Genomic DNA, 13236 nt, shown 5'->3' on the forward strand with positions numbered 1-13236 from the left:
GTCGTATTCAGATGGGCTGAAGCATCTCCATATTTTGAAGTTAGCTAAAACGTTTTTAAATCAAATACACCATTATTAATAATAAACTAATATACTATGATGAAACACTTCTTATCAGTGTTACTTATTGCTGCCGCGGTGCCGGCTTTAGCGCAGAAAACAGATAAGATCAGTGATCCTGTAGAATGGATTAACCCATTAATGGGTACTGCAAGTAAACCTGATCTGTCAAATGGTAATACCTATCCGGCAATTGCCCTTCCATGGGGAATGAATTTCTGGACTCCTCAAACCGGTAAAATGGGTGACGGCTGGGCTTACACGTACGACGCTGATAAGATCAGGGGCTTTAAACAAACGCATCAGCCTTCGCCCTGGATGAATGACTACGGTCAGTTCTCTGTGATGCCAGTAACCGGTAAAATGAGATTTGCCCAGGATGACCGGGCAAGCTGGTTTTCGCACAAGGCAGAAACAGTAAAACCTTATTACTACAGCGTATACCTGGCAGATGCCGATGTGACTACCGAAATTACTCCTACGGAACGTGCGGCACAATTCCGTTTCACCTTTCCCAAATCAGACAGTTCATATGTGGTGATTGATGCTTTTGATAAGGGTTCTTATATCAAGGTTATTCCAAAGGAAAGAAAAATTATAGGTTACAGTACAAAGTACGCGAGAGGGCCACTGCCTAATTTCAAAAACTACTTTGTTGTATACTTTGATAAACCTTTTGTATCTGCAAATACCTGGCATGGAAAAACCCTTGCCAAGGATACACTGGAGCTGCAAAGCGATCATGCCGGTGCGATCATAGGTTTCAGGACAGCCAAAGGCGAACAGGTGAATATGAAAGTTGCCTCTTCGTTTATCAGCGTAGAGCAGGCAGACATCAGTCTGAAACGGGAACTGGCAAATGATAACTTTGAAACGACCAGGGAAAAAGCAAAAGCTGTCTGGAACAAAACGCTCAGCAGAATCGCTGTTGAAGGCGGAACGGTAGACCAAACCCGTACTTTTTATTCCAGCTTATACCGCACACTGTTCTTCCCGAATAAGATGTATGAGATCAACGCCAGTAACAAGATCGTTCACTGGAGTCCCTACACAGGTAAAACATTACCGGGATATATGTTTGCCGGAACCGGTTTCTGGGATACCTTCAGGGCTTTATATCCTTTCCTGAACCTGGTTTATCCTTCCATCAACAAAGAGATGCAGGAAGGTCTGATCAACGACTATAAAGAAGGTGGCTGGTTACCGGAATGGTCCAGCCCGGGTTACGCCAACATTATGGTGGGTAATAACTCTGCTTCTGTAGTTGCAGATGCCTATATCAAAGGTCTTCGCGGTTATGATATCGAGAAACTGTACGAAGCCTTAAAACATGGTGCAAACAATGAAGGTCCTATCGAAGCTGTAGGCAGGGCAGGGGTTAAATATTACAATGAACTTGGCTATGTACCTTTTGATGTTAAAGTAAGTGAAAATGCGGCAAGGACTTTAGAGTATTCCTATGACGACTTTACCATTTATCAGCTGGGAAGGGCATTAAATAAACCGGCTTCAGAAACCAGTATCTATGCCAAAAGAGCAATGAACTATAAAAACCTCTTTGACCCTTCTACCAGCCTGATGCGCGGCAAAAATAAGGATGGCTCGTTTCAGTCGCCCTTTAACCCTTTCAAATGGGGCGGAGCCTTTACTGAGGGAAACAGCTGGCATTATTCCTGGTCGGTTTTCCAGGACATTAACGGCCTCTCCAAGTTAATGGGTGGAAAAGAAAAATTTGTAAGCAAACTGGATTCTGTATTCTCTTTACCCCCAATTTTTGACGATAAGGAATACGGTTTTGTGATCCATGAGATCCGTGAAATGCAGATTGCCAACATGGGACAATACGCACATGGCAATCAGCCGATCCAGCACATGATTTATCTGTACAATTATGCTGGACAACCCTGGAAGACGCAGTATTGGGTAAGAGAAGCCATGAACAGGTTGTACAAAGCTACTCCTGACGGCTATTGCGGTGATGAGGACAACGGGCAGACTTCTGCATGGTACGTGTTCTCTTCAATGGGTTTCTACCCGGTAACACCGGCGGTGGACCAGTATGTTCTTGGTGCTCCATTGTTCAAAAAGGTAACACTGAACCTGGAGAACGGAAAACAAGTTGTTATCAATGCAGCAGCAAATAATGCTGATAACCGTTATATCCAGTCAATGAAATTTAATACAAAAGATTACCAGAAGAACTGGATCAGTCACTCTGAACTTTTAAAAGGAGCAACTTTAGATTTTAACATGTCTGCAGAGCCGAATAAAAGCAGGGGAGCTGCTGAAGCGGACTATCCCTATTCGCTATCAACTGACCCCACTGCAAAATAATTTATCAGGTTAACCAGATTACAATATAATCTCAAGGTTATCCTGATTGCAAAAAACTGTATGTATTGTCAAGGCTGCCTGCTGCTGAATGGCACCAAAAGGCCTTGACAAAACATACAGTTTTTTTTATGCAGCAAGATCCCCTATTTTCAGAAGTACAGCCATCCTTATTGAGCTAACAATTCAAGCTTGACAAGCCTCGCACGAATAGACCCGGTAGTACGTTCATGCACTCTGGCAATCTCGCTGATCTTCATTTCCTCATGAAACTGCTGTATCAGTAATTCCTCCTCTTCAGGAGACCAGGGCTTGCCCTGATTACCTCCGCGTTTGGTATTGCCAACACCGCTCCTGACCTCATTTACGGCATAAAATAAAGCCCTGATAATCTCTGGCTGCTGATAGATACTGCCAGCCGGAAAAACATCCCCGCTGACCGGATTTACACCATCAGCCAATAACTGAAGAATCGGGAAATAACGGTCGTGATCTGACATCCGTTTTTCCGGTGTATTTTGCTGTGCTAAATTCATACATTGACTATTTAGTTAATATTAATAAAATTCATGTACAATTTTAATAATTACAAAACTCAGCACCAAATATTATTACAAATATTTCCTTATAATAAATTTTATGTAAGAAAGTAGCAGCATCCGGCTTTAAAGCACTATTTCAGGATCTTCCTAGGTGGATTTTGAAATGGGTTCTGGCAACGGGATAAAGCACTATTTCAGGATCTCCCTAAGTGGATTTTGAAATGGGTTCCGGCAATGGGTTAAAGCACTATGCCAGGATCTTCCTTGATAGATTTTGAATGGGTTCTGGCAACGGGTTAAAGCACTATTTCAGGATCTTCCTAGGTGGATTTTGAAATGGGTTCCAACAACGGGTTAAAGCACTTTGCAAGGAACTCACTAAGTAGATTTTGAATGGGTTCTGGCAACGGGTTAAAGCACTTTGCCTGGATCTCTCCCCCGGGGTGGATTTTGTTGTTGGGTCAGGCTATGGGTTAAAGCGCTATGCCCCGGGTAAACTGCAAAAAAATTGGTACTCTGTTTCATTGCCTTCTGGCGCCCTTCAGCGGCAGGCAGCAATGAAACAGAGTACCAATTTTTTGCGAAATGGGCAATCTCAGCCCCCCAACCACAAAATCTATTTAATTTTTTACCATTTTAAGGAAAGTCGCCAATTTAGCCTTCATAGCGCGTCTGTCAACAATAAAGTCAAGGAAACCATGTTCCTGAACAAACTCCGCAGTCTGGAAACCTTTAGGAAGATCTTTTTTGATTGTCTCCTTGATTACCCTTGGTCCGGCAAAGCCAATGAGTGCTCCCGGCTCAGCGATATTGATATCGCCCAGCATGGCATATGAAGCCGTTACCCCACCGGTAGTAGGATCGGTAAGTAAAGATATATAAGGGATCTTAGCCTGGCTTAACAAGGCCAGTTTAGCAGAAGTCTTGGCCATCTGCATTAAAGAAAATGCAGCTTCCATCATACGGGCACCGCCCGATTTGGAGATCATCAGAAATGGGATCTTGTGTTTGATGCTGTAATCGATCGATCTTGCGATTTTCTCTCCTACTACCGAACCCATTGAGCCTCCGATAAAGTTAAAGTCCATACAGGCAATTACCAGTTCTTCACCTTCAATCTTACCTACGCCTGCACGGATGGCATCCCGCAAGCCCGTTTTTGACATGGTATCTACCAGACGTTCTGTATAGGGTTTGCTGTCTGTAAAATTCAGCGGATCGCCCGAAGTTAAATTGCCAAAAAGCTCTGTGAACTCATTGTTATCAAATAATACCTGGAAATATTCTTTGGAACCAACTCTTAAATGGTAGTCACAATAGTGACAAACGTATTTATTTTCTATAAGGTCAGCGCTGTGTAAAGCCTTTTTGCAGTTTGGACACTTGTTCCATAAGCCATCCGGCGCTTCTTTTTTCTCTTCTGTCAGCGTGCTGATACCTTTTTTTTCTCTCTTAAACCAAGCCATGTTATTCGTTGAAAAATGCGATTACAAAGAAACGAAAAAAAATTAGAAGAGTTTAGCCTAGATTAAGGTAAAATAATCGGCTATTGATTTGCCCGACATGATATTTTTCCTAACTTCGGCAGATATAAAATCTAATAACAATGAGTTTAAAAGGCTATAAAGGCGTAATTTACGGAGATGCCCTTCAAGAACTATTCGAACAGGCTAAAAAACATCAATTTGCATTACCTGCAGTTAATGTTACCGGTACAAATACGATCAATGCAGTTATGGAAACTGCTAAAGCGGTGAATTCACCAGTGATGATTCAATTATCTAATGGTGGCGCGCAATTTTATGCGGGAAAAACATTAAATAATGACAACTTAAATGCATGTGTGCTAGGTGCGGTATCAGCAGCGAAACACGTTCATTTATTAGCAGAGCATTATGGTGTAGCTGTAGTATTACATACAGACCACGCTGCTAAAAAATTATTGCCATGGATTGATGGTTTGTTAGACCACGGAGAGAAATTCTTCGCTGAAACAGGAAAACCATTATTTTCTTCACACATGCTTGACCTTTCTGAAGAGTCGATCGAAGAAAACATGGAGATCTCTGCAAAATATTTAGCGCGCATGGCCAAAATGGGCATGACGATCGAAATTGAGCTGGGAGTAACAGGTGGTGAAGAAGATGGAGTTGATAACAGCGATGTAGACAGTTCTAAATTATATACGCAGCCTTCTGAAGTAGCTTATGCTTACGAAGAGTTAAGTAAAGTGAGTGATAAATTCACAATCGCAGCCGCTTTTGGTAATGTTCATGGTGTTTATAAACCAGGTAATGTTAAACTGCAGCCGGTAATTTTAAAAAACTCACAGGATTTCCTGAAAGAGAAATTTAACCTTACTGCTGAAAAACCTATCAACTTTGTATTCCACGGTGGATCGGGTTCTACTCAGGAAGAAATCAGAGAGGCGATCTCTTATGGTGCGATCAAAATGAACATTGATACAGATATGCAATGGGCATTATGGGAAGGTATCCTTGAATATTACAAGAAAAACGAAGCTTATCTTCAGGGACAAATTGGAAATCCTGAAGGAGAAGACAAGCCTAACAAGAAATTCTATGATCCGCGCGTATGGTTACGTAAAGGAGAAGAAACTTTTGTTGAGCGTTTGACCCAGGCTTTCGAAGATCTGAACTGCAAAAACGCAAGCGACAAATTATAAGCTGCAATCAATAAAAAAAATATAAGCGCTTTCCGGTTTGAACCGGGAAGCGCTTTTTTTTTACCTTTATCCGGATGATAAAGTGCAGCAGACAAATCAAATGGCTCAGATCAGCTGCAGTGTTCTGCTGTACATTGTTATTGCTGTTTAATGGCTGCCGACCAAAAGGCACCGCGCATACAGCTTTTTATTCCTGGAAGACAGTGTTTAAGTTGGACAATAAGGAGACAGAACTGCTGCGCGATGCTGCAAACAACCATTTATATCTTCGTTTTTTTGACGTTGTATGGAACAGGCAGGAACATCAGGCTCTGCCAGATGGCGTACTTACGGTAAAAACACCGCTGCAGGGACTATCGGTTACTCCAGTCATTTATATCACCAATCAATCCTTACAACAGAGCAGTCTGACAGAGATGGACAGCCTCGCTTTTAAAGTCAACCGGCTGGCGGACCGGCTAGCTAAGGAACATCATCTTGCGTATACAAATATTCAGATCGACTGCGACTGGTCGGTAGCCACAAAAACGAAATATTTCGCCTTTCTGCGTGCATTTAAACGTTATAACCGTAAGCCACTGGAAGCTACCATCCGCTTGCATCAGGTAAAGTATCCGGAACGCACAGGTGTACCTCCTGTGGATAAAGGCTTGCTGATGTTTTATAACATGGGCAAGATATCGGCCGACTTAAACGCAGGAAATTCTATATACAATGAGAAGGATGCTGCGGCTTACATTGCTGCCCTTCCACATTATCAGCTGCCGCTGGATGTGGCCTTACCCTTGTTTTCCTGGGCTGTTCAGATCCGCGACGGAAAGGTTGCACAGGTATATGCAAAGATCACGGTTCAGGATTTATCAAATCCGGGAAATTTTGAGGTTCTTCCTGCAGGGGGAGGTGCCGAACCTGCCTACAGGTCCCTCAAAAGTTTTTACCTTAAAGGTGTTTATGTGAAAAAAGGCGACTTGTTTAAATTTGAAGGTATGAATGCCGGAAAGCTTACACAGGCCGCAAAACAGGTGGCACAATATCTTCCGCTACTCAAAAACCGAAATATCATTTATTATGAACTCTCATCAGCCAGTTTATCCTCCTTATATGCAAAAGATATCAAAGGAGTTTCTGCTCATTTTTAGTCTTTTATTGACCAGTGCCGCCGGCATAGTCTGGGCCTGCGGTGGGGGCGACTGGGATGAAAGCGAGTATTCTAATTTTGCACCTGAGGCTTTTGTAGACAAGCAGTATGCTCCGTTTTTTTACGACAGCTGGCAAAGCTATTATGGCAGCGGGGTGAATGATGACAGCAATACCCGCTACAACCAGCAGGTAGCCGAAGAATGGAATCAGTACCTCGATGGAAAGATACCGGAAAAAGAGTTGAGTACTTTATTGTTTACGGCATCATATGGCAAAATAGATTCGGTATATCAATATTGTAAAGGCAAGCTCAGGTCTTTACCCGATAGCCTGGCATCAATTAAAACATCAGGTCTCAGCAAAAAGAAGGCAGATACCTTCTTCAGCTACCTGCTGCTGGCTAAGAAATGTGAGCAGTTTGCCGTATCAAATGTTACTTATTACTGGGATGAAAAGGTAACTCCGGTAACTCCGGAGCCTGACATCAGTGTATCACTGGCCGCGGCATATAAAAAAAGCCGGGATCCCTTTATCAAACAGCGTTACTGGTTTCAGCAGATCCGGTGTGCCTACTTTGAAGAGTTGCCTGCCCTCAACGCCGATAGCAGCTCAGGTCCGGATAACAGTGGTCTGGTTGCCCTTTTTGAAAAGGATCAAAACAGTTTTCCCAAAAACAGCATGTATTACCGGGCGCTCGGTTACCTTGCAGGGCACTATTACAAACGGCAGGACTTTGCCCGGGCCAATTACCTCTATAGTTTATGCTATAACTTTTCTGCAGAGATGAAGATCCCAAGTAAATGGAGCTTTCATCCGCAGGACGAAAAAGACTGGGAGGGGAGTCTGAAACTGGCAAAAAACAAGGAGGAAAAGATTACCCTCTGGCAAATGATGGGCATCGTCAGCGATGAAAACAGGGCTATAGCAAATATATACCTGCTTGATCCGAAATCCGGGAAGCTGGACCTTTTGCTGAGCAGGCTGGTGAACAAAATAGAAATACCTGATGGTCCGTATAACGGGCTGGATAGCGCACAACAGCGAAAGAAGACAAGGGAAAATATTAGTCTTGTAGATCCGATCGCCAGCAAAGGGAATACCCATAGACCCTATTACTGGAACATGGTTGCCGGATATCTGCATGCCCTGAACGGCGACAATGCGCTTGCAGGGAAATTCTACAAAGAGGCTAAATTACAGCTGCCGGCGAACAATAGACTGCTGGAAGCTCAGTACAGGCTGCTGAACTGGAATCTGCATCTGTCAGCCCTTAAAACGATTGATGCGGGGGCTGAAAGCGAAATGGTTGCGGATCTCAACTGGCTGGCTGACCTGAGAGACCAGAAGGATACTGTGGCTGACCTGCGGTATCAGCGTGCTTTATCAGAAAGTATTAGTGCTTTGAGCAACCGCTATAAAAAGCAGGGCGACCTGCTAAAGTCTGACTGCTTTCAGGCCAGTACCAGGTTTTATGTAAAGAATGCCAATATTGAAGCTATGAAGACGCTGCTGGGTAAAACAAACAAGACCGCTTTTGAAAAAGCTATGCTCCGGTATTATCCTTACACTATGGGCGACCTCTATTATCATCAGGGATTGATGCTGGTATACCAGGAGAAAACGGATGCTGCAATTGCCCTGTTTGAGAAATCCGGTGGAAATGCTGCGCATGAGTTATTGGCAAACCCCTTTAACAGCAGGATCAATGATTGCCACGATTGCGACTTTGAAGCCGTACAGGCGACAAAATATACTGCCCTGGATGTTTTAAAAACAATAAAGATCATGAAGGCTGAAATTGCTGCAGGCAAAAACGTTTACACCAATAATTTGCTGATAGCAAATGCGTATTATAACATTACACATTATGGCAATGCAAGGGATTTTTATCAAACGCAGATCACGGGTTCAAATGCAACATCCCCAATGGATATTCCTGCAGAATTCAGGCCCCGGTTTACCTCATCGGCTATAGCAGAAAAATATTACCTGCGGGCACTTACAGCCGCCAGAACCAGTACTCAGGAAGCACGCTGTACTTTCATGGCTGCCAAGTGTGAGCGGAATGATATATATAACGCGGTCTTTAACGATCCTGCCAACGAGAAGAAATATTACTGGGACATCGATTTTACAACTGCATTTGCGGCAAAGTATTTTGCAGATCTGTACACGAAGTACCGCAACACTGCATTCTACAAAGAGGTGCTCCGGGACTGCGGCTATTTTAAAAGTTACGTTGCTGCGCAATAGTTTCATGTATTTAACAAATGACAGGAAGTTTAATCCATATTAATGTTCAACTTTACGTCATAACACATACATCATGGAACCAACAGGTGGTAAAAAGAATTTTTTTGAGAAATTTTCAAACGCAGCTACAAAATTTACAGGCAGCTCAACAGCTTTTGTAATCGCATTATTAACAGTCATTATATGGGCAGTTACCGGCCCGCTCTTTCATTATTCAGAGACCTGGCAGCTGGTCATCAATACAGGCACTACAATCATTACCTTTCTGATGGTCTTCCTGATCCAGAAAGCGCAGAATAAAGATGGCAAGGCCATACAGCTGAAACTGAACGAGCTGATTGCTGCCCATGAAAGGGCGAGCAACAGAATGGTAGATATTGAAGACCTGACAGAAAAAGAGCTGGACCAGTTACATAAATTCTACGTTACATTGTCTGAACTTGCCAAACAAGAAACCGATATTCATTGTTCTCATTCCATAGACGCCGCGGAAGAAGTGAATGAATATAAATCCAGACATACACGTAAGCCAAAACCAAATAAAGACCAACATGGAAATATTGCAGGTAAATAAGATCAGAACAAAAGAAGAACTTGAAAGCGCATTTGCAGTACGCAGAAAAGTCTTTGTGGAAGAGCAGGGTGTTCCTGCGGAACTGGAACTGGAAAATGAAGATGTTTCTGTTCACTTTCTGGCTTTACTGGATAACCAGCCCTGTGGTGCCTGCCGGTACCGGAAAACCGATAAAGGCTACAAGCTGGAGCGTTTCGCCGTATTACCAGAGTTCCGCAACAAGAGAGTAGGACTGGCAATGGTTGCGGCAGTGCTGGACGATATTCCTGATGATGACCAGCCGATATACTTAAATGCACAGACTGACGCAGTTGGCTTGTATACCAAGTTTGGCTTTGCTATTGAAGGTGAACAGTTTGAAGAAGCAGGTATCCAGCACTTCAGAATGGTAAGGAAATAGAAAACCTTGTGCTGCCCTGCAAAGCTGACTAGGAAGTGAAAATACTGGAAGATAGCAGTAAAGCTTCCTGCAATTTTACAGTATCGAGCTGAAGGCTTTCGCCCCGATGTTCCAGGTAGGCAATGACGTTCTCAGTAGCCATATTCCCTGTCAGGTCGTCCTTAGCCATGGGGCAGCCGCCAAATCCCCTCAGTGCGCTGTCAAAGCGTTTACAGCCACTGTTGTAAGCAGCTTCAATCTTCTCTGTCCGGCTCTCCGGGGTACTGTGTAAGTGGAGGCCAATTTCCGTACCGGGGAAAGCATTTGTTAGCATAGGCAGAAGTTCATTGATCTGTGCGGGTGTGGAAACACCTATGGTATCCGATAGTGACAGTACTTTTGTACCCTTATCTACCAGTGCTGCGGCCCAGTCTTCAACAATTGCTGCACTGTATTCATCCCCGTAAGGATTTCCAAAACCCATAGACAGATACACAACAGCAGTTTTTCCCTTACTGTCACATAACTCCAGCATTTGTTCTACTGTAGTTAAAGATTGCAGGATACTGGAATTGGTATTGCGTTGCTGGAAGCTCTCTGAGATCGAAAAAGGAAAACCAAGGTAACTGATCTCCGGGAAAGCCATCGCTTCCTGAGCACCCCTCAGATTAGCTGCAATGGCAAGCAGCTGTGTGCTTGTGTTCTCAAGATCCAGCTGTGCCAGAACCTCTTTGGTGTCTTTTAGCTGGGGAATGGCTTTTGGTGATACAAAGCTTCCGAAATCAATTGTATCAAAACCTGTTTGTAAGAGCAGGTTAATGTATTTTGCTTTGAGCGCTGTAGGAATAAAATCATGGATTCCCTGCATCGCGTCTCTCGGACATTCAATTAACTTCATAGCTTATTTGGTTATGCTGCCAATTTAAATCAAAAATATGAGAATAAAAAAAGGCTTCCTTTATGGGGAAGCCTTTTCAGTATGATAAAAATACCTTAGTTCAATTTTGGTTTTTTCTGACCCAGGTCGATTACAATAGGAGTAGAGATACATAGTGAAGAGTATGTACCGATGATACGACCAATCAATAATGCGAAGATAAATCCACGGATACTTTCACCACCGAAGATGAAGATTACCAGTAATACGAAGAATACTGTTAATGAAGTAAGGATTGTACGACTCAAAGTACTGTTCAGTGCGAAATTGATCAGCGTATTGCGTTCTTCTCCGTAAAGGTCATCTTTACCCGCTTCAGCAAGTTTCTCACGGATACGGTCAAATACAACTACTGTTTCAGTCATCGTGTAAGACATTACTGTCAGGATCGCTGCGATAAAGTCTTGTCCGATCTCTAAAGAGAAAGGCAGTACACCATCAAGGATTGTATAGAATGATAATACCAGTAACACGTCGTGGAACAATGCGATAACCGCACCCAGACCATAGTTCAGTTTCTTGAACCTTACGATGATATAGATAAACATTACCAGGCATGAGAACAGGATGGCCCCGTAAGCGCTGTAAACTAAATCACTTGCGATGATCGGGCCAACTTTCTGGTTACTTTCAATACTGTATTTTACACCTGTTGTAGCTAATCCGCTTCTCAGTGCATCTTCTACCAGTTTATCAGCACCTGCGTCCTGATCAGTGATATGGTAAGTAGTAGTGATTTTTAAGTCCTGATCGTTACCGGCAGTTTTTACCTGCAGTTCTTCGTTTTTGAAGCTTGGTGCAAGTTTAGCCTTTACATCTTCAGTATCCATTCCTTTATCGAAATGAACGATGTAAGTTCTTCCGCCTTTAAAGTCGATACCTAATCTCAATCCACCATTTTTGAAGTAGAAGATCACACCCAGGATGATGATCACTGAAGAGATAATGTAGTATAACTTTCTGCGGCCAACAAAGTTGAAGGCAATGTTTTTGAAAGCGTGAATTGTTGCTTTGTTACCGAAAGTAATGTTTGCGTTTTTGTTCAGTAAAGAGTCGAACACTAAACGTGAGATCAGAACCGCACAGAAAAGTGAAGAAAGGATACCGATACATAAGGTAGTAGCAAAACCCTGAACAGGACCGCTACCAAAAACGTAAAGGATGATACCCAAAATCAGGATCGTAACGTTTGAGTCGATGATCGAAGGCATTGCATGTTTGAAACCTTCTGCGATAGAAGCAGCAGTGCTCTTACCATGATTCAGCTCTTCCCTTACACGTTCGAAGATCAGGATGTTCGCATCTACCGATAAACCGATTACCAGAACGATACCGGCGATACCAGGTAAAGTAAGCACAGCGCCCAGTGAAACCAGGATACCCATGATAAAGAAAAGGTTGATTACCAATGCAAGGTTAGCTACCCATCCTGCTTTGTTGTAATACAGTGCCATAAAGATCAGGATCACTACAAAGGCAAGAACGAATGACAGCAAGCCGTTGTCAATTGCAGCCTGTCCCAATGAAGGACCAACCACAAACTCTCCAACGATACGTGCAGGAGCTGGTAATTTACCTGCTTTTAAGATATTCGCTAAATCCTGAGTTTCGTTTACTGTGAAGTTACCAGTGATCGAAGAGATACCGTTAGGAATTTCATTCTGAACAGTAGGGGCAGAGTAAACTGCGTTATCAAGAACAATTGCGATTGCTTTTTTATTGTTTGCATCGGCAGAAGCTTCAGCAGTAATTTTTTTCCATTTCTGAGCGCCTTCGCCAGTCATGTACATGGTCACCTCAGGTTTACCTTTCTGATCGTAGTCATGACGGGCATCGCTGATAGCTTCGCCACCTAAATCTGGTTTTCCATCAGGATTTACAGATTTGATCGCATATAGTTCGAAAACTTTGGTGCCATCCATTGGTCTTACACTCCACATGAATTTCATGCTTTGCGGAATGATTGCTGCAACTTCAGATTTTTTAAAGTAAGAATTTACTTTAGCAGTATCTTTTTGTGCAACCCATCCAACAGTAGAACCGGGACGCAGTGCTGGTTGTCCGTTTTGTGCCTGGTAAGTAGGGACGTTTAAAACAGCAAACAGTGGATTGGTTTTAGAAAGCTCCTGAGTTTTAAGATCAGCAGAATCTTTTGTAGTAGATTTTTTACCCAGGTTAGCTAATGCGCTTCCGCCTTTTGCAGCTGTATCTGTTGTAACTGCTGGTTTTGCAGCTGTAGTATCTTTCAATACAGAGGCAAGAGTTTTGTTGATGTTCTCCATGATCGGATAAACCTCTTCATTTTGATACACCTGCCAGAATTGTAGTTCTGCA

The 13236-nt window shown here is 43.0% G+C and carries 10 protein-coding genes; 6 read left to right on the top strand and 4 right to left on the bottom strand.

All coding sequences use genetic code 11. The annotated features are described in order from the left end of the window. The first annotated feature begins 99 nt into the window (after positions 1–99). Positions 100–2394 carry a GH92 family glycosyl hydrolase gene (locus tag ABWY16_RS04850; RefSeq protein ID WP_502930984.1) on the top strand — a complete coding sequence of 765 codons (2295 nt, stop codon included), beginning with the start codon at positions 100–102 and terminating at the stop codon, positions 2392–2394. Positions 2395–2561: 167 nt separating this feature from the next. Here the strand turns inward: ABWY16_RS04850 and ABWY16_RS04855 are convergent, their stop codons facing one another. After that, the gene (locus ABWY16_RS04855; protein ID WP_353903527.1) at positions 2562–2927 is read right to left on the bottom strand and encodes a hypothetical protein; all 366 of its coding nucleotides are present in this window, start codon (positions 2925–2927) and stop codon (positions 2562–2564) included. A gap of 626 nt (positions 2928–3553) precedes the next feature. After that, positions 3554–4399, bottom strand: coding sequence for an acetyl-CoA carboxylase, carboxyltransferase subunit beta (accD, locus tag ABWY16_RS04860; RefSeq protein ID WP_353903528.1), 846 nt, complete (start codon positions 4397–4399; stop codon positions 3554–3556). Positions 4400–4539: 140 nt separating this feature from the next. Between accD and fbaA the strand changes: the two genes are divergently transcribed. The 5 genes from fbaA (at position 4540) to ABWY16_RS04885 (ending at position 9986) form a co-directional block, all read left to right on the top strand. Beyond that, complete coding sequence (fbaA, locus tag ABWY16_RS04865) at positions 4540–5619, top strand: class II fructose-bisphosphate aldolase (RefSeq protein WP_353903529.1); 1080 nt, start codon at positions 4540–4542, stop codon at positions 5617–5619. Between the two features lie 203 nt (positions 5620–5822). Then, entirely contained in the window at positions 5823–6758 is a 936-nt protein-coding gene (locus tag ABWY16_RS04870; protein WP_353903530.1) for a hypothetical protein, read from the top strand. Then, positions 6721–9012, top strand: a complete 2292-nt coding sequence (locus tag ABWY16_RS04875) for a hypothetical protein (protein WP_353903531.1) — start codon at positions 6721–6723, stop codon at positions 9010–9012. Before ABWY16_RS04870 ends, ABWY16_RS04875 begins: the two co-directional genes overlap by 38 nt. A gap of 73 nt (positions 9013–9085) precedes the next feature. Then, positions 9086–9586, top strand: a complete 501-nt coding sequence (locus ABWY16_RS04880) for a low affinity iron permease family protein (protein ID WP_353903532.1) — start codon at positions 9086–9088, stop codon at positions 9584–9586. Then, complete coding sequence (locus ABWY16_RS04885; RefSeq protein WP_353903533.1) at positions 9564–9986, top strand: GNAT family N-acetyltransferase; 423 nt, start codon at positions 9564–9566, stop codon at positions 9984–9986. Before ABWY16_RS04880 ends, ABWY16_RS04885 begins: the two co-directional genes overlap by 23 nt. A gap of 28 nt (positions 9987–10014) precedes the next feature. On the opposite strand, the gene ABWY16_RS04890 is transcribed toward ABWY16_RS04885, so the two are convergent. Continuing rightward, the gene (locus tag ABWY16_RS04890; RefSeq protein ID WP_353903534.1) at positions 10015–10863 is read right to left on the bottom strand and encodes a hydroxymethylglutaryl-CoA lyase; all 849 of its coding nucleotides are present in this window, start codon (positions 10861–10863) and stop codon (positions 10015–10017) included. A gap of 95 nt (positions 10864–10958) precedes the next feature. Next, positions 10959–13236, bottom strand: a 2278-nt coding sequence (secD, locus tag ABWY16_RS04895; protein ID WP_353903535.1) for a protein translocase subunit SecD, incomplete at its 5' end; no start/stop codon positions are given.

The sequence above is a fragment of the Pedobacter sp. genome, from assembly GCF_040513095.1.
Lineage (GTDB): Bacteria > Bacteroidota > Bacteroidia > Sphingobacteriales > Sphingobacteriaceae > Pedobacter.

Excerpts from the sequence above, each read along its gene's own strand:
- ABWY16_RS04850 (WP_502930984.1), top strand. The coding sequence starts at position 100 with ATGAAACACTTCTTATCAGTGTTACTTATTGCTGCCGCGGTGCCGGCT.
- ABWY16_RS04855 (WP_353903527.1), bottom strand. The coding sequence starts at position 2,927 with ATGAATTTAGCACAGCAAAATACACCGGAAAAACGGATGTCAGATCAC.
- accD (WP_353903528.1), bottom strand. The coding sequence starts at position 4,399 with ATGGCTTGGTTTAAGAGAGAAAAAAAAGGTATCAGCACGCTGACAGAA.
- fbaA (WP_353903529.1), top strand. The coding sequence starts at position 4,540 with ATGAGTTTAAAAGGCTATAAAGGCGTAATTTACGGAGATGCCCTTCAA.
- ABWY16_RS04875 (WP_353903531.1), top strand. The coding sequence starts at position 6,721 with ATGCAAAAGATATCAAAGGAGTTTCTGCTCATTTTTAGTCTTTTATTG.
- ABWY16_RS04880 (WP_353903532.1), top strand. The coding sequence starts at position 9,086 with ATGGAACCAACAGGTGGTAAAAAGAATTTTTTTGAGAAATTTTCAAAC.
- ABWY16_RS04885 (WP_353903533.1), top strand. The coding sequence starts at position 9,564 with ATGGAAATATTGCAGGTAAATAAGATCAGAACAAAAGAAGAACTTGAA.
- ABWY16_RS04890 (WP_353903534.1), bottom strand. The coding sequence starts at position 10,863 with ATGAAGTTAATTGAATGTCCGAGAGACGCGATGCAGGGAATCCATGAT.